21 protein-coding genes are annotated in these 22,973 nt (G+C 37.1%); 9 read left to right on the top strand and 12 right to left on the bottom strand.

Features of this window, described 5'->3' with window-relative positions; translation table 11 throughout:
• The first annotated feature begins 91 nt into the window (after nucleotides 1-91).
• The gene (gene metG, locus QF044_RS04185) at nucleotides 92-2,128 is read left to right on the top strand and encodes a methionine--tRNA ligase (protein ID WP_307264021.1); all 2,037 of its coding nucleotides are present in this window, start codon (nucleotides 92-94) and stop codon (nucleotides 2,126-2,128) included.
• Nucleotides 2,129-2,335: 207 nt separating this feature from the next.
• On the opposite strand, the gene QF044_RS04180 is transcribed toward metG, so the two are convergent.
• The 7 genes from QF044_RS04180 to QF044_RS04150 form a co-directional block, all read right to left on the bottom strand.
• Nucleotides 2,336-3,040, bottom strand: coding sequence for a bifunctional 2-polyprenyl-6-hydroxyphenol methylase/3-demethylubiquinol 3-O-methyltransferase UbiG (locus QF044_RS04180; protein ID WP_307264019.1), 705 nt, complete (start codon nucleotides 3,038-3,040; stop codon nucleotides 2,336-2,338).
• A 256-nt stretch (nucleotides 3,041-3,296) separates the two neighbouring features.
• Entirely contained in the window at nucleotides 3,297-4,109 is an 813-nt protein-coding gene (locus QF044_RS04175; RefSeq protein ID WP_307264016.1) for a siderophore-interacting protein, read from the bottom strand.
• A 123-nt stretch (nucleotides 4,110-4,232) separates the two neighbouring features.
• Complete coding sequence (locus QF044_RS04170; RefSeq protein WP_307264013.1) at nucleotides 4,233-5,825, bottom strand: MFS transporter; 1,593 nt, start codon at nucleotides 5,823-5,825, stop codon at nucleotides 4,233-4,235.
• Complete coding sequence (locus tag QF044_RS04165) at nucleotides 5,825-6,937, bottom strand: HlyD family secretion protein (protein WP_307264010.1); 1,113 nt, start codon at nucleotides 6,935-6,937, stop codon at nucleotides 5,825-5,827. Before QF044_RS04165 ends, QF044_RS04170 begins: the two co-directional genes overlap by 1 nt.
• A 24-nt stretch (nucleotides 6,938-6,961) precedes the next feature.
• On the bottom strand, nucleotides 6,962-8,272 hold the full coding sequence (locus tag QF044_RS04160) for a TolC family protein (RefSeq protein WP_307264007.1): 1,311 nt from the start codon (nucleotides 8,270-8,272) through the stop codon (nucleotides 6,962-6,964).
• An 88-nt stretch (nucleotides 8,273-8,360) separates the two neighbouring features.
• Entirely contained in the window at nucleotides 8,361-9,206 is an 846-nt protein-coding gene (locus QF044_RS04155) for an AraC family transcriptional regulator (protein WP_307264004.1), read from the bottom strand.
• A 38-nt stretch (nucleotides 9,207-9,244) separates the two neighbouring features.
• Nucleotides 9,245-10,312, bottom strand: coding sequence for a DUF2891 domain-containing protein (locus QF044_RS04150; protein ID WP_307264001.1), 1,068 nt, complete (start codon nucleotides 10,310-10,312; stop codon nucleotides 9,245-9,247).
• A 151-nt stretch (nucleotides 10,313-10,463) separates the two neighbouring features.
• Between QF044_RS04150 and QF044_RS04145 the strand changes: the two genes are divergently transcribed.
• Nucleotides 10,464-11,369 carry a DUF4349 domain-containing protein gene (locus QF044_RS04145; RefSeq protein WP_307263998.1) on the top strand — a complete coding sequence of 302 codons (906 nt, stop codon included), beginning with the start codon at nucleotides 10,464-10,466 and terminating at the stop codon, nucleotides 11,367-11,369.
• 67 nt (nucleotides 11,370-11,436) lie between these two features.
• On the opposite strand, the gene QF044_RS04140 is transcribed toward QF044_RS04145, so the two are convergent.
• The 4 genes from QF044_RS04140 to dnaA form a co-directional block, all read right to left on the bottom strand.
• A complete protein-coding gene (locus QF044_RS04140) occupies nucleotides 11,437-11,814 on the bottom strand; it encodes a hypothetical protein (RefSeq protein WP_073334938.1) in 378 nt (125 codons plus the stop codon).
• A 247-nt stretch (nucleotides 11,815-12,061) separates the two neighbouring features.
• Complete coding sequence (locus QF044_RS04135) at nucleotides 12,062-12,760, bottom strand: SAM-dependent methyltransferase (RefSeq protein WP_307263992.1); 699 nt, start codon at nucleotides 12,758-12,760, stop codon at nucleotides 12,062-12,064.
• 29 nt (nucleotides 12,761-12,789) lie between these two features.
• Complete coding sequence (locus tag QF044_RS04130; protein WP_307263989.1) at nucleotides 12,790-13,251, bottom strand: low molecular weight protein-tyrosine-phosphatase; 462 nt, start codon at nucleotides 13,249-13,251, stop codon at nucleotides 12,790-12,792.
• A gap of 103 nt (nucleotides 13,252-13,354) precedes the next feature.
• Nucleotides 13,355-14,809, bottom strand: a complete 1,455-nt coding sequence (gene dnaA, locus QF044_RS04125; RefSeq protein ID WP_307263988.1) for a chromosomal replication initiator protein DnaA — start codon at nucleotides 14,807-14,809, stop codon at nucleotides 13,355-13,357.
• A gap of 136 nt (nucleotides 14,810-14,945) precedes the next feature.
• Here dnaA and QF044_RS04120 point away from each other — a divergent pair, with 136 nt between their 5' ends.
• The 5 genes from QF044_RS04120 (at nucleotide 14,946) to QF044_RS04100 (ending at nucleotide 20,410) form a co-directional block, all read left to right on the top strand.
• Nucleotides 14,946-15,356 carry a thioesterase family protein gene (locus QF044_RS04120; protein WP_307263985.1) on the top strand — a complete coding sequence of 137 codons (411 nt, stop codon included), beginning with the start codon at nucleotides 14,946-14,948 and terminating at the stop codon, nucleotides 15,354-15,356.
• A 169-nt stretch (nucleotides 15,357-15,525) separates the two neighbouring features.
• The gene (gene pheA / locus QF044_RS04115; RefSeq protein ID WP_307263983.1) at nucleotides 15,526-16,374 is read left to right on the top strand and encodes a prephenate dehydratase; all 849 of its coding nucleotides are present in this window, start codon (nucleotides 15,526-15,528) and stop codon (nucleotides 16,372-16,374) included.
• Between the two features lie 376 nt (nucleotides 16,375-16,750).
• Nucleotides 16,751-17,455 carry a hypothetical protein gene (locus tag QF044_RS04110; RefSeq protein ID WP_307263981.1) on the top strand — a complete coding sequence of 235 codons (705 nt, stop codon included), beginning with the start codon at nucleotides 16,751-16,753 and terminating at the stop codon, nucleotides 17,453-17,455.
• Nucleotides 17,456-17,560: 105 nt separating this feature from the next.
• Complete coding sequence (locus tag QF044_RS04105; RefSeq protein ID WP_307263980.1) at nucleotides 17,561-19,771, top strand: DUF2339 domain-containing protein; 2,211 nt, start codon at nucleotides 17,561-17,563, stop codon at nucleotides 19,769-19,771.
• 198 nt (nucleotides 19,772-19,969) lie between these two features.
• Nucleotides 19,970-20,410, top strand: coding sequence for a hypothetical protein (locus tag QF044_RS04100; RefSeq protein WP_307263977.1), 441 nt, complete (start codon nucleotides 19,970-19,972; stop codon nucleotides 20,408-20,410).
• A 166-nt stretch (nucleotides 20,411-20,576) separates the two neighbouring features.
• Here QF044_RS04100 and QF044_RS04095 read toward each other — a convergent pair whose 3' ends face one another.
• Entirely contained in the window at nucleotides 20,577-20,951 is a 375-nt protein-coding gene (locus tag QF044_RS04095) for a hypothetical protein (RefSeq protein ID WP_307263976.1), read from the bottom strand.
• Nucleotides 20,952-21,105: 154 nt separating this feature from the next.
• On the opposite strand from QF044_RS04095, the gene QF044_RS04090 reads away from it, so the two are divergent.
• Nucleotides 21,106-21,858 (top strand): SDR family oxidoreductase, encoded by a 753-nt coding sequence (locus tag QF044_RS04090; protein ID WP_307263973.1) that lies wholly within the window; start codon nucleotides 21,106-21,108, stop codon nucleotides 21,856-21,858.
• Between the two features lie 101 nt (nucleotides 21,859-21,959).
• On the top strand, nucleotides 21,960-22,970 hold the full coding sequence (locus QF044_RS04085) for a bestrophin family protein (protein WP_307263970.1): 1,011 nt from the start codon (nucleotides 21,960-21,962) through the stop codon (nucleotides 22,968-22,970).
• Nucleotides 22,971-22,973 lie beyond the last annotated feature (3 nt).

Raw genomic sequence — 22,973 nt, 5'->3', positions numbered from 1 at the left:
TCCTCCCGAATAGTCCAAAAAACTTATTATAACCGAATATTAGGCGGTTTCGTGAGATAATCATTATCTTTGCAGTTAAACTTTACTATAAATGTCAAACAGAAAGATGATTACGGCAGCTTTGCCTTATGCAAACGGACCGGTTCATATAGGACATTTGGCAGGTGTATATATTCCTGCGGATGTCTACGCAAGATTTCAGAGAAGATTAGGAAAAGATGTAGCGTTTATCTGCGGGTCAGATGAGCATGGGATTCCTATTACTATCAGAGCAAAAAAAGAAGGAGTGACGCCTCAGGATATCGTAGACAAGTATCACGGAATCATCAAAAAATCTTTTGCAGATCTGGGAATTTCTTTTGATGAATATTCCAGAACGACTTCTAAAAAGCATTACGAAACCAGCCAGGATTTCTTCAAAGTTCTTTATGAAAAAGGGAAATTTACAGAAGAGGTTTCTGAGCAATATTTTGATGAACAGGCCGGAGAATTCCTGGCAGACCGATATATTGTAGGAACATGCCCCAATTGTGGCAATGAGAATGCTTACGGAGATCAGTGTGAAAAGTGTGGTTCTACTCTTTCCCCTTCTGAGCTGATCAATCCTAAATCCATGTTAAGCGGAAATGTTCCGATTCTTAAAGACACCAAAAACTGGTACCTTCCTTTAAATGAATATGAAGATTTCTTAAACGAATGGATCATTGAAGGTCATAAAGACGATTGGAAGCCGAATGTTTACGGACAGGTAAAATCCTGGTTAAATGACGGTCTGAAACCTCGTGCCATGACCAGAGATCTGAACTGGGGTGTTCCGGTTCCACTTCCAAATGCGGAAGGAAAAGTGCTTTATGTTTGGTTTGATGCACCTATCGGATATATTTCTTTCACTCAGGAATGGGCAGAGAAAAACGGAAAAGACTGGAAAGATTACTGGCAAAGTGAAAACAGTGACCTGGTTCATTTCATCGGAAAGGATAATATTGTATTCCACTGTATTATTTTCCCAGCCATGATGAAGGCCCACGGCGATTATATCATGCCGAAAAATGTTCCTGCTTTTGAATTCTTAAACCTTGAGAACGATAAGATCTCAACGTCAAGAAACTGGGCAGTTTGGGCACATGAATATGTAGAAGAATTCCCGGGACAGCAGGATGTTTTAAGATATGCCCTTCTTTCATCAGCTCCTGAAACAAAGGATAATAATTTTACATGGAAGGATTTCCAGACTAAAAATAATTCGGAACTGGTAGGAATTTTCGGAAACTTTATCAATAGAGTAGCTGTTCTTATCCATAAATATTATGATGGAGTAATTCCTCAGGGAGATGTAAACAGCCCTGAATTGGAGGAAATCAACAAAGCTGCTAAAGAAATTTCTGGGTTTTTAGAAAATTATGAATTCAGAAATGCATTAACTGCATTGATGAATCTTGCCCGTTTCGGAAACCAGTATCTTCAGGCTGAAGAACCTTGGAAAACGATTAAGGACAATCCTGAAAAAGCGGCACAATCTCTATTTGTAGGCGCTCAGCTGGCGGTTGCTTTGGCTCAGTTATGTGAGCCGTTTATGCCTTTCAGCTCGGAAAAATTATTAACGATGTTCAATGCTGAGCAGGTAAGCTGGAGCGATGTTGAAACTCAATCTGTTTTAATAGAAACAGGTCATAAAATCAATGAAGCTTCTCTTCTTTTCTCAAAAATTGAAGACAGTGTCATTGAAGCGCAAATTCAAAAGCTAGAAGATACCAAACAAAACAATAAAAAAACAAACCCTAACGCCAATCCTATGAAAGAAGAAATTTCTTTTGATGATTTTACTAAAATAGATCTTAGAACAGCTACTATTTTGGAAGCTGAAAAAGTAGAAAAAGCTGATAAATTATTAAAGTTCAAAGTAGATACAGGCGTTGATATCAGAACTGTAGTTTCTGGTGTTGCAGAAAGCTTCACACCGGAAGAACTGATCGGAAAGCAAGTGATGATCTTACTGAATCTGGCTCCTAGAAAGATCAGAGGAATTGAATCTCAGGGAATGTTCTTGTTAACGACAAAACCAGACGGAAAACTGTCTTTCGTAACACCGGATGACACTAATGTAGAAAACGGTATTGAGATAGGATAACCTAATATTTCAGATAAAGCAAAAGACACATGGTTTTCATGTGTCTTTTTATTTTCTACTGTCACTGAATTAGCTTTTAAAAAGTTTAAGCTTAATGGTCTTAAACTTCTGATCTTAAAAGTTCAAAATAAAATCGTTAAGAAAGAGTCTAATCATTGAGAATATGAAGAGATTGTTTCGCTACGCTCGCAATGACGATGAACATATTTACTTCTTAGTTAGTTTTGCCAGGTAAGAATCTTCATCCTGCATTATTTTCGCTATGGTAAAGCCGTTATTTTCAGCTGCATTTTTCAGGGTTGTATAATCAAGATACAGCCATTTGATCGGGTCTTCAGATTCCCCTTTATAATGAACGATATAATCCAGTTCACCGTAATAGCCTCCTGCAGGAATATAAACTCCACCGTCTTCATCACGGTCAAACATATAGAGAATATCTGTACTATCGATTAGGATCTGTCCCTGATCACTCAATAAAGTATGAAGCTTTTGAAGGTAGGTATCAATTTTTTCAAGGCTTTCAAAAATCCCGGTTCCATTCATCAGAAGCAGAATCGTATCAAAAGTTTCTCCGGAAAAATCCAGCATATTTTTACTTACTGCTTTTCCGATTCCTCTCTGTTTGCAGACTTCAATAGATTTCGGTGAAATGTCCAGGGCCAAAACATCGAGTTCTCTTTTATCCTGAAGATACAAAGCGTGGGAACCCGCACCGGCACCAATGTCCAGTACTTTTCCGTGAGCCAGCTCAAGGGCTTTTTGCTCAATATCATTCATGTCTTCAAAATCTCTGAAAAGATACTCTACCGGAAGCTCATCCAGTTCCGAGATTGAAGTTTCTGTCTGCAGATCTTCAGGATTTTCGTTGTGAAAATAGTCCCAGACTGCCTTACCCATTAAATCTTTCATTGCTGTCTTAAAAGTGCAAAGATAGGAGTTTTTGGAGGAAAGGTCAAGAGTGAGAGGGTCTGAGAGTTTTCAGAGTAATAAGTTTAGATGGTTGCCTGTTACCAGTTGTTAGTTCTTAGTAGTTAAGCCCACGAGTCAACGTCTGCAATCTGATGCCTGAATCCCATACCTACCTCAAAATTCACCATTCATTTGCGAAGCAGAATTCACCATTGACTTTACTATTCTGACTTAAAGCCCCAAAACCCGCAAACACCTACTCCATCGAATCCTTCTCCTTATGTCTGTCTTTTTCCGATTCGTTCTCTGCAACGCCAGCTTTCCAGTAGGAATAGGCATTAAGCTCTTTTGAAGTCCAGTTCTTTTCTTTTCTGAGATAGGTGCGGATTTCTTTCACGCTTGAAAATTCGGCTGCAACATATCCGAATTTAGTAGTTTCAGGAATCGCAATATTTTTTACGGTGTCGGCCATTTCACTCTTGATATGGGGCTGTGCGTTATGAAGCCATTTAAATTCAATATCAGCTTTGGTTTTAAGGGGTTGCTCATCTTTTTTTCCATGAACTTCTATGATACAGACACCTTTTGCTGTTTCAGGAAGCGTTTCCAGTATAGCACTCAGTACCGGAATCGCAGTAGCATCGCCAACCAGAAGATACCATTCCGCTCCCGGACAAAGCTCCTTTTCTTCAGTTCTCATCATAATACCCAACTTTGAACCAGCTTTTGCCTCTCTTGCCCATTTTGAGGCAGGACCACCGTCACCATGGTCTACAAAATCAATGATCAGCTCATTCTTTTCAAGATCGATTCCTTTGTGGGTATAAGTTCTTATGAATGGAGCCACTTCTTTTGGAGGATACACCCACTGGCGGTTTTCATCCAGTGTAGGAAAGTGAACCTCATCTAAACCTGCTGGCGGTACAGCGATCTTATTATTGTCACCGATTGTGGTGTTTTTAAACAAATAAGCTTCCGAAGAATATAGATAAACTCTGATATAATGGTCTGTAATATATTCCTTTCTAGCCATTTCCGCAATAATGCGGCCTGTTGAAATTCTTGACATCTGTTCTAATTTTTATCTCTACAAATTTAATTTTATTTTGTCTAAATAAAAACAATTAATCATAAAAGGTAAAGCTCCACTATAAAATGTAGCAGAGCTTTACGCATGAAAAACAAGGTATCTTTAAACAGCAGGCCCTGCTGCGTCTTTTATCTCTTCTAATAATTTTTTTCTTTCACGGAGTCTCCTTCTTGTAATCACAGGTTTACCACCAAGAACCCTGATGAATCTCAGGTACTGGAATCTTTCTTTTCCGAAGTGATGCGTCATTACATAAAGCAACACTCCGAAACCTGTTAAAATGATATATCCGAAAATCTTTTTGCCGGATACAATGATAGCATTAAGCTGAAGTGTTTTCATATTGGCGGCCAAAGTCTGAGGACTGACTGTCATTCCATCAATATAAACGGCAAGATCCCCTACCGCTGTTATCTGAAAACGGTACTGGAACCATGAATAAAGGGCTGAAAAGAACCCTACAGCCAAAAATGTTCGCCATACCAGGACCAACCCGATTGCAGCCAGCATATCATCCATTTCAAGTTTATCCAAGGTATAAAACCATACTGAAATGAAGAGAGAACACATTCCGTAACCTTTCAAAAACATGGGAAGGTACCAGTTTTCATAATTGAATTCCAAAACCATTGAAAAGTACATGATCAATGAATATCCCATCATTGCTGAAAATCCTGAAAAAATGAACATTTTCAGCGGTATTTCTTTTTTAAACCAGAATACTGCAATCACTCCGGCCAGAATAATTCCGGGAATCATCAGTAAACTTAGTCTTGCGTTGGTAAGCTGATCGTAGCCCAGAACTCCTACAGCAAAAGTATTCTGCAATGAAGTTGTTCCTAAGAACATTCCCAGCCACAACAGCATAAACAAACCATGCTGAACGTTATTTTGGCTAAATATCTTGAAGGATAAATAAGGTCTTTTTAAAGTAAACTGACGAACCACCAGCAGCGCAAAGCTGACAAAAGCAGCAATACTTGCATTCATAATATTCTTTGAATTCCACCAGTCCTGTTGCTTCCCGAAAGAGAAAACATAAGCAGAAAACATAAATGTAGAAACGAAAAGTAAAATGCTCATCCAATCGATGTAATGCAGCGGAACTTTTAAAGCAAAATATTTATCATGCATAAAGATCCAGTGGATCAGAGCAAGGATAAAACATAACACGGCTGCGATTACATAGAAATGCTGCCAGTTATAATTAATGGATACCTCTGCGGCATAATAGGCGGTCACCTGGTTCATCGCCAAAACAAAGGTATAAAACAGGCCGTAGAACATTCCCCTGTTTCCAATCATCATCATCAACGGAAGAAAAAGTTCGATCGTCACCATCATTTTTAAAAATCCTATGAACAGGGCTGTAAATACAAAAACCATGGGCTGCATTGTAGTTCCGTTGATATAACTCAACAATCCTAAAAGCACAAGAAGCATCGTCATTTTATCTCTCACCTTGAATCTCATTTTCATTCTGAGAACGATCGGCATACAGGCTCCCATTCCAATAGTGGTAGCATAATTCGCCCACATAAAATATTCAGTCATCGCACCGGTACCACTCACCAAATAACTGATGTTTCCGGTATACACTCCGCCAAGCGGCATCACTACAGCCAATAGCAGTACGATGAGCAGCAGCTGTATGGGTTTGGGTACCCAGTCGTGATATAATCCTTTGTTGTACATTAGTTAATATTCACATTCATATTCATTCCCGCACTCAGCTTATCCAGATCTTCTTTTTTATTGGAAGTTGAAAATTCTATTCTTACCGGAATTCTTTGCTGTACTTTGATAAAATTCCCAGTGGAATTATCCGTTGGTACACTGGAGTATCTTGAACCTGTTGCAGCGGAAATGGCCGTTACAACCCCTTCAAATGTTTTTCCTCCCAAAGCATCGGCAGTCATCATCATCTTTTGTCCGATTTTAATATTCGGCATCTGTTTTTCCAGGAAGTTGGCAGTGACCCATTTCTGACCGTTCAGAACAATGGTTGCTACCTGCTGTCCAGGTTGAATCAGCTGTCCTTCAGAGATCGTTCTTCGTCCCATTACACCATCATAAGGAGCCGTAATTATGGTATAGGAAAGGTTGATTTTTGCCATATCCAGTGCAGCTTTTGTTCTTTTGATCTCTGCATCATTGATCCCTAATTTACTTTTAACTTCAGTTGTAGAAAGGTTCGCAGACTGTTTCTGATTCACCAACGTTTCATACGCTGCTTTCTGGGCATCATATTCTGTTTTGATCTGATCATACTGCTGTCTGGTAACGGCTTCTGCAGCAAGAAGGTTTTTATATCGGTTTAAATTCTGTTCAGCATTCCATAATCTGGCTTTAGCTCCTGCAATATTGGATTCCATTACGCTTACGTTATTGGAAACGGTATTTACGGATGAACTTGTTGCAGATCTCTGTGCCATTGCATTCTGGTAAGCAGCTTCCGCCTGACCTAATTGCGTCAATAATTCGTTTTTGTCTAAAATAACCAGTGTATCTCCTTTTTTAACCTTCTGGTGTTCAATGAATTTAATATCTTTAATGTAAGCCGAAACCCTGGTATTGATCGGGTTAATGAATTCCTCTACCTGAGCCGCTTCCGTATAAGTTTTGTCTCCGATATGAAAGTACTCACGTACTAACCAGAATAGCCCGAAGCCAATGACCAGAAATACAACCGTATTGGAAATGATGGCTCTGATTTTATTTTTTTTGTTCTGTTTCTTTTTAACTGCTGCTCCTGACTGTGCCGGAGCGGCCTGAGTATTTTGAGTGGTTTGTTCCTTGTTTTCCATTATCTTGATTTTCAGTTTTAAAAATTAAAGCGTTCCTGCAGCTTTCAGCAGGTTATAATATTGATACAGTACATTGATCTCAGCATTGGCATAATCCAGTTCCGATTGAAGTTTCTGGTTTTGCGCATCAATCATTTCAGCCTGCACTGCCAGTTGGTTCAGATATTTAGCTTCCGTAATCTTGTAGTTTTCTTCTGCCAGACTTTTCGAATCATTCAGGATGTCAGCCTGCTGGATAGATTCCTGATATTTTACATAGGCCGCATTCACTGCCATATCTACATTCTGCTGAACCAGGGTCACCGCATCGCCGGCCTGTGTTTTCTGCAGTTCACCAAGCTTTACTTTCTCTTTTGTCTTATATAGATTATCAATATTGTAGCTCAGTGAAACACCAGCCTGCCAGCCTCCGGAATACATATCCAGAACAGGATTTCTTGTGGTTACCGGACGTTGTAAAGTATAGCCTCCGAAACCGGAAATTGTAGGCATCTGATCCGTCTTAATGATTTCAATGTTTTTATCAGCAACATCAATATTTTTCTTTGCAGATTTCAGCTGAGGATTGCTATCGTGGGCCATATCTATATAATAATCTATACCGATTCCGGATTCTTTATCTGTTAAGCTCTCAACAGGAATAATTTCTGTTTCAGAAGGAAGTCCTAAGGCAATGTTTAAATTATAATTCAGGATCTTTTTATTATTCGTAAGGGTCAGAATTCCCTGGTCAAGATTTTTGATGGCAAGCTCACCACGAATTACTTCATTTCGGGTCACCATTCCCTGCTGATAGAATTTCTGGATATTTTTCAGACGTTCCTGAGCAAGCTTCTTGTTATTCTGAAAAACGGATTCCTGATTGATTATCTTATAAACATCCAGATAATTGGAGATCACAAGAAATTTCACATCAAGCTTATTTTTTTCAAGATCCAGCTCAGAAAGCTGTTCACGGAGCCCCGCCATTTCAACGGATTTATTTACCAAACCTCCTTTAAAGATAAGCTGAGTTGCCTGTACGGCATAAGAACTTCCGTAATGTGGCATCGGAATATTCGTAGAGTTTGAAAAATCTTTATCGATTGCAACAGCGTCCCCTAAATAGAACTGGCTGGTAGAAGCCGTAATGTTGGGAAGCTTCTGAAGTTTTGCAACATTTGTATTTTGTTTTGCAATGTCTATATTCTGAGCAGCCACTTTTAACTGCTGATGATTTTTCACAGCCATATCGGCGGCTTCATCTGCAGTCATCTGTTTGATCTGTTGAGAAAAAAACAGCGCAGGAAATAGAGCTATCACGAGTGATAGTGCTGTTTTTACATTATTTGTCATTTTACCTTGTTTTACAAAGGCAAAGTTACGGCAGCAACAAATTCAATCAAATGTTTGAATTTTGGAAAAAGATGTTCAAATGTAAGATTTAGTTTTCAAACTGATGCCTGTACTGTCTTGGACTTACTTCCAAATGTTTTTTAAAAAAATGGGAGAATGAGTATTGATCGCTGAAACCCAGGATTGAAGAAATCTCTGAGACAGGCTTACTGGAAGAGTTTAAAAGCACTTTCGCCTCATTCATTACAATTAAGGCTATAATTTGACTTGCAGATTTTCCGGTAATGGCTTTTACCACTGATGAAAGATGTCTGGTTGTAACCGATTGGCGTTCGGCATAGAATTCAACAGATTTCTCTGTCAGATGATGCTCTGCCAGATCCGTCAGAAATACAAATACAATCTCTTCCTGTCTGGACATCTGGTTCATAGAATTACTGTCTTCTTTAGAAATAATTCCAGCCACCTGATAGCAGAAAACAGAAAAAAGATGCTCTACCACTTCTTTTTTATACATCATCTCCGTTTCCGAATCCAGAATATATTTCAGGAAATTCACGCTTTTCCAGACCACTTCCATTTCATTTTCAGGAAAAGGTACGCCTTTATTCATCTGCTGCCGGAAGTAACGGTAAGTGATCAACCGATTAAATTTCAGCGATAATGCCGAAATAAATTCTCTTTTGTAGGAAACCATCCTGGACTGGAAATCATCGCTTACAGACACCATCTCGTACACTGTCTGCGGGTCCGTCACCATAAACATATTGGCAGAAAGCTCCAGATCGCTGAAATGCTGACGGAGCTTTATACTTCCAGATTTAATAAAGATAAAAGCAGGATTATCCGGACGGAAAGGTTTATCCGCAGAAATTCTCTCGAAAATATTGTGCTGGGTAAAAATTTCAACACCGAATTTTTCTAAAGCTGACATAAGACAAATGTAGCCAATATATTCTGCGTCGGCAATATTTAGTCTTCCAGAGAATAAACAGCGAAACTTGCAAGCCAGTGATCACCGCCGTAATTCCCTTGAAATAATAAAGGAAGCCCGTTAGCTAAAAATACATCAGCTGTTTTCTTAAAGTTCTTTTTCAGGGGATGCCCATCAGGAAGTGCCTTGGCTATTCCTTTCATACACCATGCTTTTGAAAAAGAAAGTCCTACAAGATGAACCGTTTGATAATCGCTCAGATCGCTTACAACCGGCATCTTTTCAATATTTTCCAGACTCCTCTTCTCATAGAAATTATTCAGCCACTGCACGAATTCTTTTTGAGGAAGTACTCTTCTCATCAGGTCTGCAATTTCGAGACTTGGCGAAAAGAAATCCGATCCATCCGGTTCCAGATAAGCTGGTGTCTTCTGATCTTTAGCGTAAAAATATTTTGCTTTTTCCTTCAGCTGACTCTCGAATTCCTGATCTTTATTTGCTTTTGCCCAATCAATTGCGAAAGCCAGACCAAATGCCGTATTGGGATGAACTCCGGTCCTGTTTGGATAGGTTTGTTTCGGAAGATAGGCTTTCCATGATTGTAAGATCTTATCTGTTAAAGGCTTTAAATTCTGATGCCAAATTTTAGCTTTAGGATGATCCCAGGTTGTCAGTTCTTCATCAAGTTTAAGCAACCATGCCCAGCCATACGTTCTTTCAAAAGTCGTGGTCAGCTGAAATTTTGTGAAATAATCAGCTTCAGTCTGGAGGTTTTCTTTACTTAACGAATTATCAAGAATTTTTTCAATCTCTTTTGCATTCGTCAGATTGGGTTTTGTTTTCAATAATCTTACCAGCATCCAATGTCCGTGAACAGAACTGTGCCAGTCGAAACAGCCATAGAAACTGGGATGAAGATCCTTTGGAGTTAATGTAACTTCTCCTGCATTATTGATAATATGTGCTGTTTTGTTAGGATATTCCTGATTGATACAGTGAAGCGGTTTTTCTAATAATTTTGCGGCCATTTCTTCAGTAAGTTTTGGAACTTCCTGAGCGTACATCAAAAATGGAGAAAACACGAATGCTAAAAGACTTTTTTTCATTCATTAAAAATAGAAAATAATTTAGATTCTAAATCATTTCCTGACAATATCAAAATAACATTACTTCAATCATTTTAATTAAACATTATTAATTTGAAATAAAATAAAGATTTAAGCATAATTTTTGATAAGCTAATTAAAAAAAATATCCATGATAAAATTATTTTTACCTTTATCTGTACTTCTTCTGATAAGTGGATGTAAGAAATCCGAACTGGAAGCGGTAAACTACTCACCGGCAGTACCTGCTGATAAAGTTGCCGTCGCTGAATACGATGTGGAGCCCCCTCCACCACCACAAGAAGTTTATCGAATGGCTCCTGCCGACGCTATTTCTGAAAAATCAGAAACAGTAAATAAATCTGCCCAACCTTCTATTGTTTCTAAAAAAACTGACACCATTTCTAAAAAAGTTATTAAAAATGGTAATATGAAAATCCAGGTTGGGGATATCAAAAAAGCCCAGAATCAGGTGGCTGATATTCTTAAAAAAAATAATGCTTATATTCAAACCGAACATTTTCAAAATACTGATGTAGATGATAACCTGGATCTGGTCATTCGTGTTCCTCACAAAAATTTCGATGCACTGATCAGTTCATTTTCAGATGGTGTGGGATCTGTTTTGTCGAAAAATATTTCTTCCGATGATGTCACTGAAGAATATACTGATGTTTCAATAAAACTTGCCAACAAGAAGATCTACCTGGAAAAGTATCGTGATATGTTGAGAAGCGCTTCTACCACAAAAGATATGATTGAAATTCAGGAAAAAATCCGTGAACTGGAGGATGAAATAGATGTGGCGGAAGGCAGATTGAGATTTATAGACGACCGGGTGAATTACAGTACACTTAATCTTGGTTTATATAAAGAAAAAGTGAGAAGTTCCGCAACATCAAAGATTGGTTTTGGAAGCCGTTTTGCAGATTCTGTAACGGAAGGCTGGAACAGTTTTATGAGTTTCCTTCTTGGAATTATCTCTCTATGGCCTTTTCTGCTTATCATTCCTATCATTATCTACTTATGGAGAAAATGGAAGTCCGGCAGAAAATAATGGCTCCTGTCATAAACAAAAATCCGGATGTCATTGACATCCGGATTTTCACTGCATTATCTATAATTTAAGCATTGAAATAATCTTTTACGGTTTCGAGTACCTGCTCGTCCGACATCTTTTGTGCTGTATCTAATGTTATGGTAAGATTTTTAAACTGAGCCGTATCATGAAGATACTTTTTCAGTTCTTCCTGAATGGTTCCCGGTCCTGTAATATAGACTTCCTGGGAATTGGTCAGGAGATGTTCTATTTCTTTAAAGAACTTGACACGGTTGGTACGTTCTGCATTATTGGCTGCATTTTCACTTGAATTCCCATGCTGTATTTCTGCTTTTACAGGGCTGCATAGAAAGAATTTAAATGCATTCTGGGCATCGTGATTTTTTACTACAATTGCTTTTTCTGTATCAATCCAAAGTCCTGCTAATTTCTTGTCTGACATAATTTATATTTTTTTGATGTTATAATATACTAAAGACAAGAATGGTGCAAAGGTCATGTTAACGGCTGTTAAATGTTTTTAATGACATAATACTATGATTTTGCTCTCGAAGATTGAGTGGATTGGACAGATATTTTATTAACACTATGAATCTGCAAATTTTATCAATCTGTGGGAGACCAATATAAATAACATTATTTTAAAATAAAGAATCCAATGAGATTGCTTCGCCTGCGGCTCGCAATGGCTATTTCCCTAATACAAATACAGCAGGAATCTTATGAAGTTCGGGCTTATTTTTTTTCCAGTCATTGATGGTTTTTGTCTGGATAAATTCATGCTCCGGATCGTTGATATTAGCGGCGATACAAAGTTTTGTATTCGGTGCAAGAAATTTCGTCAGGTCTTCAAAAAGCGGATTATTTCTGTAGGGAGTTTCCATGAATATTTGGGAATACCCTGTCTGCTGTACTAAACTTTCAAGGCGCTGGATTTGTTTTTTCTTCTCTCCTTTATCAATCGGAAGATAACCATGGAAAGTGAATTCCTGACCATTGAATCCGCTTGAAATTAGAGCAAGAATAATAGATGAGGGACCTGAAACAGGAACTACCCTGATATTTTTTTCATGACACCATTTCACGATTAAGTTTCCCGGATCTGCAATGCACGGAAGACCGGCCTCGGAAAGCAGTCCGAAATCCTGGCCTTGCAGCATCAGATTCTGAGCTTCTTTGATATCCGCATTTTCTGTGTATTTATCCAATACAAACAACTTTAGGTCTGACTGTTTTTTTTCAGGAGCGAAGAATTTAATGACCTTTCTGGCTGTCTTTTCATTTTCTACAAAAAAGTAATCCGTCTGCATGATATAGTCTTTCAGAACGGGCGAGAAATGGGTAATAGAAGTATTTTCAGATAGATAGGCTGGGAGTAGGAATAACATTTTATTATTTTTTAATTCTTTTGAATAAGTTAGAAAGTATTGGCTGACAGAATTTGGTTCTTTATTTCTTCACAGCCTCTATTCAGCAGTTGGAAAACGTCTTCAAAATCCTTCATATCTCCCCAGTAAGGATCGGGAACTTCAGCATTTTTATAATTTCCTGAAGCGGACAGAAATAATGATACTTTCTGATGCTGTTCTTCATTTTGAGCTTTTGAAATTACGTCTTCGTAGACCTCTATATCCATGCAGTAGATCTTGTCAAACGTATCAAAATCAGCCTTGGTGATCGGTCTTGATTTTTGGTTGGAAATATCAATATGATGATTGGCCGCAGTCTTTATTGCTCTTTTATCCGGATGTTCCCCTTCATGCATGGAAATGGTTCCTGCTGAATCTACAAAGAAATTTCCAGGAAGCATTGTCTTCATAATACCTTCTGCTAAAGGGCTTCTGCAAATATTGCCTAAGCAGACCATTAATATTTTCATATCACTTTTTAATTGAACGATTAAAAGATTTAGCAGCAAAACTAAATAAAAAATGAAGAATACAACTATTCTCCATTTCAATTTATTCAGATAAAATTATTTTCTATTTTTTGATTCTTTCTCCAAGATCTTTAACGTACTTCTTTACTTCTTTATCAATTTTTGAGACATCTTTGATGGTGTCACAAGCGTACATTACCGTTGAGTGGTCTTTTCCGCCCATTTCTTCACCGATTTTTGTAAAGGTGGCATTTGTTAACTCCTTAGAGAAGTACATTGCCAGCTGTCTTGGAAGAGCAATCTCTCTTTTTCTGGTTTTAGACAGAAGCTGCTCTTTTTTGATTCCAAAATAATCGCAAACCACTTCCTGGATATAAGGGATATTGATCACTTTCTTCTGGTTGGCAGCAATCTTATTGATGGTGTCTTTCAGTAATTCAAGACTTAAGTCTGTTTTATAAACGGTAGAGTAAGCAATAACAGAGTTGATCACCCCGATAAGCTCTCTAACATTGGTTTTAGCTTCTGCTGCAAGGAAATCAAGCATATCTCCCGGAAGAACAATTCCGTCTCTGCTTAATTTATCTACGATGATCTGTCTTCTTGTCGAAAGATCCGGAGATTTGATCTCAGCAGAAAGTCCCCATTTGAAACGGGAAACAATTCTTTCCTGAATATCCATAATATCTGCAGGCGCCTTATCTGAGGTAAGGATGATCTGCTTTCCATTTTGGTGAAGGTGGTCAAAGATATGGAAGAAACTGTCCTGAGTGGCAGATTTACCAGAAAGGAACTGAATATCATCAATGATCAAAACATCAACCATCTGGTAGAAGTTGGCAAACTCAGTCTGCTTATGAGCTTTAGCAGCAGAAATGAACTGTTGTATAAATTTTTCAGAAGACAGATAAAGAACAACTTTATCCGGAAACTGATTTTTCACTTCAAGGCCAACAGCCTGTCCAAGGTGGGTTTTTCCAACTCCGTATCCTCCGTGAAGGAACAATGGGTTGAAAGCGGTTGCTCCCGGTCTTTTAGCAATTGATCTTGCTACGGTAGCTGCAAATTTATTGCTTTCTCCTTCTATATAATTATCAAAAGAATAGTCTGACTTCAGGTTAGAGTCTATATTTACTTTTCTTATTCCCGGAACTACAAAAGGGTTTACGATATTGGCAGAGAATCCCTGCGGCATTGTTTCCTGCATTTTTGGTGTAGGAACGCTTTTCCCCTTCATATTCATCGTCACTGGCTTTTCCTCTCCGGTAGGCCTGTTTTCCATTACTGAGTACCATAATTTAACTCCTTTTCCAAGATTTTTCTTCAGGGCAGCAGAAAGCAGGGACAGGTAATTATCCTCAATATATTCCTTGTAAAAATCACTCGGCACTATCAGCGTAAGGTTATTGGCAACCAACGAAAGTGGCTGTACCTTGTCGAATAGCATGTCGAAGGATTTTTCAAGCTTCTTTAGGTCAGAATTGTCTTCAGCTGCGTTCAAATTATCACGCATGAACTGAAGGCATTTCTGCCATATCATCATTAAATTTTCATCCATATTTATGCCCCGATTAATTCTTTGTTAGTACTTTTTGTAGAAGGAAGACAAAGGTCGATTTTTTTCTTTTCAAAAAAAAATATTGCAGGTATTGATTATTTAAAAATATATTTGTATGCATAAATACGGACTAAAAATGATACACACAACACACTCAATAAGAGTACGTTACGGAGAAACAGACCCTATGAAATATGTGTACTACGGCAACTATGCACAGTACTTCGAAATTGGCAGAGTAGAGCTGTTCAGAAACATAGGAATCTCATACGATGAAATTGAAAACCAAGGAATTTGGCTTCCTGTTTCGGACTACAAAATTAAATATATCCGTCCGGCTTTATATGACCAAAAATTAGAAATCCATACGTACATAAAGAAAATTCCAGGAGTAAGAATAGAATTTGAGTATGAAATTTATAATGAAGATGGGGTTAAGATCACAGAAGCTTCCACTACCCTCTTCTTTCTGGATGCAAAAACGAATAAAATCATCAGATGTCCGGACTTTTTAATGAAGATGATAGAAGAGAATTGGAAAATATAGAAGATTTTAGGCAGCAGGGATTTATGGCGTAGTTTTAACAGCTATTCAGAATTTGTTTTTTGCTGACAGCCGACATTTGTGGTTTTGCCTGTCATTGACAACTCGGTTCACAACTCAAAAAACTACTATCTTTGTATTTCAAATATAATTTACTCTTATATTAATACATATGAAGATTGCATTTTTAGGACCTCATGCAAGTTTTACCCAGCTTGCGGCTACCCAGTTGTTTCCGGATGATGAACTTTTGCCGCAGGCTAATATTTTAGACTGTTTTAATGCTGTAAACCGCGGAGAAGCTGACAAGGCAGTAGTCCCTTTGGAAAATTCTATTGAAGGAACGGTTTCTATGACACTGGACTATTTATACAAAACACCGTCCATTAAAATAGAAGCAGAAGGCGTGATGCCTATCGCCCATCATCTGATGATACATCCCGAAAATAATATGGAGGACGTTGAAAAGATATTTTCACATCCACAGGCTCTGGCACAGAGCTTCCATTTTCTGGATACCGAATATAAAAACATTGCAAGACAGGATTTTTCATCCACAGCCGCAGCCGCAAAATATGTTTCTGAAAACAGAGATCTAAAAATTGCTGCTGTTGCCAATCAATTTGCTGCTAATTTGTATGGATTGAAGATTGTCAACAGGAATATTCAGGATTTTGAACAAAATCATACCCGGTTTATTGTTATTTCTAAGGAACAATCCAAATATAGTAATGATCACCTTGAGGTATTGGGTGAAAAATCGGGTATGCTGATCAATCTTCCTGAAGATCATCCGGGTGGACTTCATCAGGTTCTTTCTGTTTTTGCATGGCGTAAAATGAACCTCAGCAAAATAGAGTCTAGAACTTTAAAAACGGGTCTTGGCAATTATTTCTTTTTTATTAATGTACAAGGTAAATGGGAAGATGTCTTGCATGGAAATGCTCTTCTGGAGCTTCAATCGATCAATGCGGAAGTGGATTTTCTGGGTAACTATAAGGAATTCTTACTGGAAAGTTAAAAAAAAGATCATATTACTCAATTGGCACTGCTTATGGCAGTGCTTTTTTTTGTCTATTGAAACCTGCCAAAGCTACCACAGGAGGCCGAACAACTGACATAACAGCACTTTTTATGTCACAAATTCTGACAGCATTAAATATTTTAACATATTAATTAAATCATAATATTGTGATTTACAAAAATAATTATTTATTTTTACCTAAATTTATTATTTACAAATAACGACCCATAAACACATTACAAAACAGCAACCATGAAAACATAAACATATGTTTAAATTATTCATATAAATATCAATATATACTTAACAAAACCATAAAATAAGGCATGATTTTTGCATTATTTAAATTGAAAACTAATTAAAAAACTTACTTATGAAAACCAAAATTTACAGCTTACTTTTAGCTTTATCTGCAATTCCTGTTTTCTCACAAGTTGGGATTAACACCGCAACACCTGCCGCAACCTTGGATGTTAATGGAAATTTAAAAGTGAGGACTGTTCCAACCTCTCCAACATTACCTGGCTATCAGATTTTGGCAATTAATACCAGTACAACTGAAGTCACACAGGTAGATCCACAATTGATTTGGAATTCAGGTACTAATCCAACGCTTTATGCTGCAAAAAAATCATCAGGTATTTCTCTCCTTAGCTTATCGCTTTTTCCCTCGGGTTTCAGAGCGGTTAACTTTCTAGCAGCTGAAAGGTCTCTGGGTTCCGCAGCCTTGTTTTCTGATACAGACAACACGTATACAATCCCGAGTACCGGGGTATATGCAATAGGATTTTCTTTCCGTTACGGAACAGGTCTACAGGCTTCTATATTAGCCAACTCCCCTGGTATCGGTATTTTACGTAACAGGGCCGGAGTGGGAACGATTATCGACAGCCGTGCATTCAGTGGTGCAAACCTAATTCTTTTGAGTCTTACTATTTCAGAGACGAGTCTTAATTCCGTGTATTCGCTCCAGGCAGGAGATAAAATCTCATTCGGACTTACAGGATCTACTGCTCTTGATGCTGGGTTTTTAGGATCAAGTATAGGATCTTTCTTTATTTACAAAGTATCTAATTAACACACAATTTAATCACTCTGCACAGTTAATCCATCACATAGTCTGTGATGGATTAATTTTTATCCTATTAAAAACATTTATTTTATATTTGATAAAAAACTAAGGATGAATGAAATTCTTTTTCTCATATTAATCGTAGTCATTGCTGTTATTTTTAGTAACATGAATACTAAAATCAGAAGGCTTGAAAAAGAGATTTCAGATTTGAAATTCAAAATTAATCCGTCTTCGCAAGAAACAATTGCTTCTCAGAAGTCTGTAATTAAAGAAGAAACAGTTCCAAAAGAAGGTGATAATGTCACTTCTCAAAATACAATTCCTACTGCGCCATTTCCTGTAAAACCACAAAAAGACTGGCTGGAACCTGTTTTTGACTTCTTAAAACAAAACATCCTGACCATCATCGGGATTTTCACCCTTGTTCTCGGGATTGGTTATTTTGTAAAATATGCAATCGACAAAAACTGGATAGGAGAAACAGCAAGAGCAGGAGTAGGACTTTTAGCGGGAGCGACAATCATGGTCGCAGGGCATTTTCTAAGAAAGAATTATGCCGTTTTTGCTTCCATTATTACCGGAGGCGGAATTGCTGTTCTTTATTTTACAATCACCATTGCTTTTCGGGAATACCATCTGTTTACTCAGAATACAGCTTTTGCTATTACCATTCTGATCACCATTATTTCAATTGTTCTAGCCTACTATTACAAAAGTGAAGTATTAATTATTTTTGCAATGCTTGGCGGATTTTCTGCTCCACTGATGATCAGCACGGGACACAGCAATTATCTTTTTCTTTTTACTTATCTCAGTCTTTTAAATATCGGTATGCTGGCAGCTACATTCCTGAAACACTGGAAAAGTGTGGGATGGACAGCCTACATCTTCACGAGTATTTATTTATTTTACTGGACTGCAGAGCATCCTGACTTTCTCAGTATTGTATTTTATATCATCAATTATATTATTTTTTACATTTTTGCGCTTCAGGATTATATTAAGAAAAATACACTTTCATCATGGAATACTTTAATGCTTGTATTGATTAATTTTTCAAGTATTATAGGATTGGTCTATCTATTCAACACATTGCAGTATGAACCTGTCATTATTTTTCCTTTAGTTTTTGCAATAGTCAATGCCCTGCTTTTTTTCAGGGAGTACGGAAAGAAAGATCTCGGTTTCAGCTATTCTATTTTTGCAGCACTTACCATCAGTCTTATTACTATAGCTGCAGCCCTTCAGTTCAAAACACATCTTATTACCAGTGTCTGGGCTGTAGAGGCAACGCTCCTGCTGTATATCTGGAAAAAGAACCGCCATAATATCTTCAAAACATGCTTTTATGTTCTGTTTCCGCTTGTTATTGTTGCACAGATCATAACATGGGGCGAATATCTTAATGTGGATCATATGAGGATTGTCTTTAATCCCGTATTTTTAACAAGCCTTGTAACCATTGCTACCACTATTTTTAATTTGTTTCTATTAAAAGAAATAAAGGATCCGGAGAAGCAGGGAGACAGCTTTTTCGAGACTGTTTTCGCTGTCGCAGGCTATGGTATTATTTATTTTGCTCTTTTACTGGAGATTACCTATCATATTTCGGATATGCCATGGCCAGCCATTATCAGCATTGGGCTGCTGTTCAGTATTTACTATATTTTTGTATTACTGCTGTTGAGGAAAAAGCTTGACATTGACAGAAGCATTCAGACTGCACTTATCTATATTATACTGATCCTGATTATTTCCAATGCATCATTTGCAGCATCTGCAGTGGTTACGGCTGTTTTGCAGAAAAAGCTGACATTTGGCTTTTATACCATGCATCTTCTTCACTGGATACCGTTTGCTTATATTCTATGGAATACAGCTGCCACATCAGATTTTTACAAAACAAAAATTTCTTACTGGGCTATTTCATTGGCTCTTGTCATAACAATAAGTTGTGGATTTTATCATACCTATATTGTAAGCTCAGTACATGATATTTCACTTATATACGAGGCAAAAGAACATTTTACTATCCTTTATTTACCAATTATATGGACTGTTCTGGCCAGTATCTTTATTTATATTAGCCTAAAAAAGAATATCACAGAATACAGCAGGATTGGTTTTGTGCTCATTGGGATCATGGCTTTGAAACTGTATAGCTATGATGTCTGGCAGATGGATAATATTTCCAGGATAACTGCCTTTATTATCCTGGGTGTGATCTTATTACTGAGTTCTTTTACTTTCCAGAGACTTAAGAATATCATTAAAAATATAGTTGATAAAAAGGAGGAAAACAAGGATCATGAAAACTAAAAAACGTAAATCATTTATTCTGTTTACCCTATTCAGCTTCCTGTTTTAGTTGAATTTAGAAAAACGGGATTCGTAACCCAGAAATTTTCAATAAAAGCTTTTATATCGGAACATTATTTAAAATATCACAAAAATTCATTCACATTTTATAAAAATTAATTATATTTATCCCGTTTTTAACAGTTACATATTCTGGTTATGAAAAAAATACTCTATTCTTTTTTAATATTATCATCTGTAGCATTATCTGCACAGAAGAATCCTTCTGTAAAGTTTGCTGTCGCCAATGATATTGTAGGAACCGTAGGCATGTTCAATGCAAAAAAAACCATTGTTCAGAGTTCCAATGTTTATAAAAGTTCTGCAAGCCTGCCTCAAGGCTTAAAAAAATATAGCTTTATCGCTGACAATGGTCTTACAGAAGTTAAAATCAAAAACGGTCTTGAAGGGTTAGACAGAGTATCACTTGCTGAGCTGAATTCCCAGTACGGCGTGCCGGAAAATACTCCGGTATTCATCGAAGGTTATGAGTTCGCAGACAGCAGCACGAAGATCTATGGTGATATGATGGGCAATGTAGAAGTTAAAGATTATAACGGAAAGAAAACCGTTTTCCTAAGCACAAGTGCCATAAAATAAACGGCCCGTAAAATAAAATTACTTATAAAAGTATACTTTGAGTGACTGTTGTACAAATAACCTACTAAGTCACCAATAAATTTCATTCTAAATCAGGAAGGTTGATTTCTCAACCTTCCTTTTTCTTTTCCATACTGGCTTAAGAACAGGCTCTTGGAAAGCATGTTTAATTAAATGCAACACAAGATTCTTTAACCACCTGCCATCTTTCAGATGAGTATTCCCAGATCAGTGTAAAGAATTTAGGATCTGACTTTCCGTTTAATTCTAAATCGCGAGTCATCACTACCATTCCCATATTTCCATCACAAACAGCGTAATGAAATTCAGCTTTAGTGGAGAATGGTGCCGCTTTGGCATCGCTGTTTCCTTGAACAAAACCAACAAGTTGCTCTTTATTCATGGTATCTACTACTCCATTTTTATCAACTTTGACAATGAGTAAATTATCCGCATAAATTTGCTTTACATATGGGACATTAAAATGTGTTGCCTCATAAATAAGCTGTTTTGTCAGTTCAATTAATTTCTTGCTATCCATCTTTTAAATTTTAGAAAATGATTCAAATAGCCACGATGACTATTACCATACAAAGATGGATATAGTGTGTTTGCAAAAACTTAAACTGGTTTAAGTTTTTAAGATTTTTTTATTCTCAATTTTGCTTTATTAACAACTATAAACAAAAATCAAAATGAAAATCGTAATCATTGGAGGTACCGGACTTATCGGCAGCCAGGTAGTAAACCTGTTAAAAAATGAGCATGAGGTAATTGCTGCATCACCTAATACGGGCGTAAACACGATTACCGGAGAGGGACTTGAAGAGGCTCTTAAAGATGCAAATATTGTTATTGATGTTTCCAACTCACCATCATTTGATGATGAGCCAGTAATGAATTTTTTCAAAACCTCAAATCTAAATTTACTTCCGGCGGAAAAAAGAGCCGGTGTACAGCATCACATCGCCTTATCTGTTGTTGGGACTGATCAATTACAAGAAAGCGGATATTTTCGTGCCAAGCAAGTTCAGGAGAATTTAATTAAAGAATCAGGCATCCCTTTTACCATTGTACACGCTACTCAATTTTTTGAATTTGCGGGTGGTATTGTGGCAGCGAGTACATCAGAAGGAAAGGTAAAACTTTCGGATGCATTTATCCAGCCTATTGCGAGCGCTGATGTTGCAGCATTTCTTGCCAAGACAGCAACAGCAAAACCTGCCAATAAAATTCTTGAAATAGGCGGGCCTGAAAGATTCCAGATAGATGAGTGGATAAAACAATACATCCTGTCAACCCAAAAATCTCTGGAAGTTGAAACAGATGTTAATGCACCCTATTCAGGCGCAATACTGAAAAAGACAACACTTACTCCCGAAAATCCTGTGTATTTGGGAACTACGGAATATAAGACCTGGATTGTCAAACCTGAAAACAAACGTTGATATGGGCTACAGATGAAAATGTCTTTTGTATCAATCTAAAATAACCATTAAAATCGCAGGTTAAATTTTAAACCTGCGATTTTAGCAAATAGTAATAGAAAATGTATATTGGTAAATCATATACCCTCATTGAATTTGTAACATGGACTAAAGGAAGAATTTATACGCTGCTCCTGTTTGGTTTTATTCCAATATGCCTGTATCATTTATTCGGAATAAAATGGGTGGCAATTCCCTGGTCTGTCATTGCAATGCTGGGAACAGCTACGGCATTTATTTTAGGATTCAAAAACAATCTAAGTTATAGTCGGTCTTTAGAAGCTCAAAATGTATGGACTTCTATTGTATCAAATAGCCGTGCCTGGGGTTTGGTAAGTAAAGATTATTTACAGAATAATAGTGAAATTTCAAAATCTCTTATTTATACTCATATAGCCTGGGTGACTGCCTTACGTTATAGTATGAGGGAACCCAAAAGTTGGGAATCAACAAATAAAAAAAACAATGTAAAATATCGTAAACGCTTTACGATTCCTGAACAACAAACATGTCTTGAAGATGAGTTAGCTAAATATCTAGTGCCTGAAGAGCTACAGAAAGTTCTCAAAGCAAAAAATATTTCAACGTACATTTTGAGTTTGCAAGGTTTGACACTGAAATCTATTTATGAAAAACAGGAAATCAATGTGACACAATTTGTTGATATGGAAAAATCAATAAAAGAGTTTTACAATCTGCAGGGAAAAAGTGAGCAGATAAAAAATTCTCCATTTCCCCGCCAGTATAATATTATTAATAATCTGCTAATTCAATCGTTTTCATTCCTATTGCCGTATGGATTACTGATAGATTTCAACAAGCTAAATGAAAGTGTCAGTGGGTTTATGAAAGGGAATATGATCTGGCTGATCATTCCTTTCAGCTGCTTAATTTCCTGGTTATATTCTTCTATAGCGCAAGTGGGTGAAAATACTGAAAATCCATTTGAAGGAGGTGCCAATGATGTTCCCATATCTCAAATTAGCTTTCAATTAGAAGCCGAATTGAGAGAAATGCTGGGAGAAGTGAATTTAACGGATTTTGATACAAGTCAAAACAATATTATCTTATAAAAT

This window comes from Chryseobacterium sp. W4I1 (assembly GCF_030816115.1).
Lineage (GTDB): Bacteria > Bacteroidota > Bacteroidia > Flavobacteriales > Weeksellaceae > Chryseobacterium.
Note: the sequence above shows the minus strand (reverse complement) of the source record. Positions and strands in the feature narration are given on the sequence as shown.

Coding starts and splice junctions, on each gene's coding strand:
- QF044_RS04175 (WP_307264016.1), bottom strand. CDS start 4,109: ATGTCAAGAATTTCAACAGGCCGCATTATTGCGGAAATGGCTAGAAAG.
- QF044_RS04145 (WP_307263998.1), top strand. CDS start 10,464: ATGATAAAATTATTTTTACCTTTATCTGTACTTCTTCTGATAAGTGGA.
- QF044_RS04140 (WP_073334938.1), bottom strand. CDS start 11,814: ATGTCAGACAAGAAATTAGCAGGACTTTGGATTGATACAGAAAAAGCA.
- QF044_RS04110 (WP_307263981.1), top strand. CDS start 16,751: ATGAAAACCAAAATTTACAGCTTACTTTTAGCTTTATCTGCAATTCCT.
- QF044_RS04150 (WP_307264001.1), bottom strand. CDS start 10,312: ATGAAAAAAAGTCTTTTAGCATTCGTGTTTTCTCCATTTTTGATGTAC.
- QF044_RS04105 (WP_307263980.1), top strand. CDS start 17,561: ATGAATGAAATTCTTTTTCTCATATTAATCGTAGTCATTGCTGTTATT.
- QF044_RS04160 (WP_307264007.1), bottom strand. CDS start 8,272: ATGACAAATAATGTAAAAACAGCACTATCACTCGTGATAGCTCTATTT.
- QF044_RS04170 (WP_307264013.1), bottom strand. CDS start 5,825: ATGTACAACAAAGGATTATATCACGACTGGGTACCCAAACCCATACAG.
- metG (WP_307264021.1), top strand. CDS start 92: ATGTCAAACAGAAAGATGATTACGGCAGCTTTGCCTTATGCAAACGGA.
- QF044_RS04130 (WP_307263989.1), bottom strand. CDS start 13,251: ATGAAAATATTAATGGTCTGCTTAGGCAATATTTGCAGAAGCCCTTTA.
- pheA (WP_307263983.1), top strand. CDS start 15,526: ATGAAGATTGCATTTTTAGGACCTCATGCAAGTTTTACCCAGCTTGCG.
- QF044_RS04155 (WP_307264004.1), bottom strand. CDS start 9,206: ATGTCAGCTTTAGAAAAATTCGGTGTTGAAATTTTTACCCAGCACAAT.
- QF044_RS04095 (WP_307263976.1), bottom strand. CDS start 20,951: ATGGATAGCAAGAAATTAATTGAACTGACAAAACAGCTTATTTATGAG.
- dnaA (WP_307263988.1), bottom strand. CDS start 14,809: ATGGATGAAAATTTAATGATGATATGGCAGAAATGCCTTCAGTTCATG.
- QF044_RS04120 (WP_307263985.1), top strand. CDS start 14,946: ATGATACACACAACACACTCAATAAGAGTACGTTACGGAGAAACAGAC.
- QF044_RS04085 (WP_307263970.1), top strand. CDS start 21,960: ATGTATATTGGTAAATCATATACCCTCATTGAATTTGTAACATGGACT.
- QF044_RS04100 (WP_307263977.1), top strand. CDS start 19,970: ATGAAAAAAATACTCTATTCTTTTTTAATATTATCATCTGTAGCATTA.
- QF044_RS04090 (WP_307263973.1), top strand. CDS start 21,106: ATGAAAATCGTAATCATTGGAGGTACCGGACTTATCGGCAGCCAGGTA.
- QF044_RS04135 (WP_307263992.1), bottom strand. CDS start 12,760: ATGTTATTCCTACTCCCAGCCTATCTATCTGAAAATACTTCTATTACC.
- QF044_RS04165 (WP_307264010.1), bottom strand. CDS start 6,937: ATGGAAAACAAGGAACAAACCACTCAAAATACTCAGGCCGCTCCGGCA.
- QF044_RS04180 (WP_307264019.1), bottom strand. CDS start 3,040: ATGAAAGATTTAATGGGTAAGGCAGTCTGGGACTATTTTCACAACGAA.